Annotated in this window: 3 protein-coding genes; all 3 read right to left on the bottom strand. The window is 60.7% G+C overall.

The window, feature by feature from the left end; translation table 11 throughout:
* Nucleotides 1-31: 31 nt before the first annotated feature.
* A complete protein-coding gene (locus tag HBO19_RS28315; RefSeq protein WP_034128273.1) occupies nt 32-1,558 on the bottom strand; it encodes an IS66 family transposase in 1,527 nt (508 codons plus the stop codon).
* 61 nt (nt 1,559-1,619) lie between these two features.
* Entirely contained in the window at nt 1,620-1,955 is a 336-nt protein-coding gene (gene tnpB, locus HBO19_RS28650) for an IS66 family insertion sequence element accessory protein TnpB (RefSeq protein ID WP_003282984.1), read from the bottom strand.
* Nucleotides 1,952-2,269, bottom strand: coding sequence for a transposase (locus HBO19_RS28305; RefSeq protein WP_003282986.1), 318 nt, complete (start codon nt 2,267-2,269; stop codon nt 1,952-1,954). Before HBO19_RS28305 ends, tnpB begins: the two co-directional genes overlap by 4 nt.
* Nucleotides 2,270-2,369 lie beyond the last annotated feature (100 nt).

Here is a 2,369-nt window from a genome sequence, read left to right as displayed (position 1 = left end):
GTAAGCGTACGCCGAACTCACCTTGCGCGACTCAGGCAGGCGCCCACTGATGCGGCAGCAGTTGGCCGACCTCACTCGCCCGTTGCGTCGGCAGGCGTGTCAGCACGTCCTTGAGATAGGCATACGGATCATGCCCGTTCATGCGGGCCGACTGGATCAGGCTCATGATCGCCGCCGCGCGTTTGCCGCTGCGTAGCGACCCGGCAAACAACCAGTTCGAGCGCCCCAGGGCCCATGGACGAATCTGGTTCTCGACCTGGTTATTGTCGATGGGCACAGCACCATCCTCGACATAGCGAGTCAGTGCCTGCCAGCGTTTAAGGCTGTAATCCAAGGCTTTCGCCGTGGCCGATCCGTTGGGCACAAGATCACGCTGGGCCAGTATCCAGTCATGCAGTGTATCGAGGATCGGTGAAGCCTTTTCCTGTCGTATTCGCCAGCGTTCTTCATCGCTCATGTCCCGTGCTTGCCGTTCGATTTCGTACAGGCTGCCCATCGCGTGCAGTGCTTGTTCGGCCAACTGGCTTTTGTTTGCAGCGTGCAGATCGAAGAACTTGCGGCGGGCGTGGGCCATGCAGCCGATTTCGGTAATGCCTTGCTCGAAGCTGGCCTTGTAGCCAGCGAAGTCGTCGCAGACCAGCTTGCCATTCCACTGACCAAGAAAATTGCGCGCATGCTCGCCGGCACGGCTGGGACTGAAGTCATACACCACGGCCTTCAGATCGGCGAAGGGTGTGGTGCTGTAGGCCCAGACGTAAGCCCGATGGGTTTTCTTCTCGCCTGGGGTGAGCATTTGCACCGGGGTTTCGTCAGCGTGGATCACGCGTTGGCCCAGCACGGCTTCGCGCAGGGCATCGACTAGCGGCTGGAGCTGCACGCCGGTTTGTCCGACCCACTGCGCCAGTGTCGAGCGAGCGATGGCCAGGCCGGCACGGCCAAAGATTTTCTCTTGCCGATATAGCGGCAAGTGGTCGGCGAATTTGGCCACCATCACGTGAGCCAGAAGGCCGGCGGTGGGGATGCCCTTGTCGATCACCTGGGCCGGCACGGGGGCCTGGATCAGTGTTTCGCACTGGCGACAGGCCCATTTCCCACGCACATGCTGTTCGACGGTGAAAACGCCCGGCGTGTAATCCAGCTTTTCGCTGATGTCTTCACCGATGCGTTGCAGCTGGCAGCCGCAGGCGCATTGGGTGTTCTCCGGTTCGTGGCGGATCACGGTGCGCGGAAATTGTGCCGGCAGCGGTGTGCGCTTGGGCTGTTGGCGGGGTTCGGCTGGAGCAACCGGGGGATTGACAGCTTTCAGCTCCGCCTCGATGGCGGCGATGTCAGTGTCGAGCAGGTCGTCCAGCAAGCTACCCTGGTCAGGGCTCAGTTGCTCGCTACGCTTGGCAAACTTGTGCCGTTTGTACCAAGCGATTTCGTGTGTGAGCTGCTCAATGATGGTTTGATCACGGTGGATTTTCTTGCCCATCACGTCGACCTGCGTCAGCAACTGCGCGGCCAGTGTGCGCAGTTGCTCAGCTGTCAGTTGGTCGAGATTGGGCGAGGAGTTCATGCTGCTGATTGTGCCAGAGCAGACGCTCTGCGCAGATACACCGATGGGCTAATGGCCGGTGCTACAGCACTGTGATCGCGCCGCCCGCACCGACCCGCTGCCAGGGCAGCCCCAGTACCAACGCCTGAAGTTGCTCGGTGTCGAGTTCAACTTCCGAGCCGTGGCGGATGCCTGGCCAGTGAAACTTGCCCTGGTTCAATCGCCGCGCGGCCAGCCAGATACCCACGCCGTCATGCACCAGGACTTTCATGCGGTTGGCGCGGCGATTGGCGAACAGATAGGCGCAGTGCGGCTTCGCCGCACCGAACACCGCCACCACGCGGGCCAACGCGGTTTCAGTGCCCGCGCGCATATCCATGGGTTCGGTGGCGAGCCAGATACTATCGATACGGATCACTGGGCGAGCCCCCGGACAAAGCGGGCGCATCCTTCAGGATCGGAAGCTGGCCATTTCACTGTGATCGATTGCTCGCCCAGCGGTAGCTCGATAATCACAGCTGGTTCAACTGGTCGTTTTGGCGTAACTCTCGCAGGAACGAACGCCGGCAACGCCGCTGGCAGTTGATCTCGATAAAGCGGTAGCCACTTGCGAATGACGTTGGCATTGATGCCGTGGCGGATGGCAACGCTGGAAACGGTCGCACCGGGTTGCAGGCACTCCTGAACAACCTGGGCCTTGAACGGTTTGGGGTAAGAGCTTCGTTGGCGCATGGAAATCCCGGCGATAAGGGCTATCGCGTCCGCTTAAAAATACGCGGACACCATCGTCCTTAATGCTGGAGTTCGGAAGGTGAGTTGGCCGGACGGATAC

The sequence above is a fragment of the Pseudomonas sp. WS 5021 genome (genome assembly GCF_012985535.1).
In the GTDB taxonomy this organism is placed as follows: domain Bacteria; phylum Pseudomonadota; class Gammaproteobacteria; order Pseudomonadales; family Pseudomonadaceae; genus Aquipseudomonas.
Note: the sequence above shows the minus strand (reverse complement) of the source record. Positions and strands in the feature narration are given on the sequence as shown.

Bases quoted from the DNA above. Each gene is read 5' to 3' on its own strand.
- HBO19_RS28315 (WP_034128273.1), bottom strand. From the start codon at position 1,558: ATGAACTCCTCGCCCAATCTCGACCAACTGACAGCTGAGCAACTGCGC.
- HBO19_RS28305 (WP_003282986.1), bottom strand. From the start codon at position 2,269: ATGCGCCAACGAAGCTCTTACCCCAAACCGTTCAAGGCCCAGGTTGTT.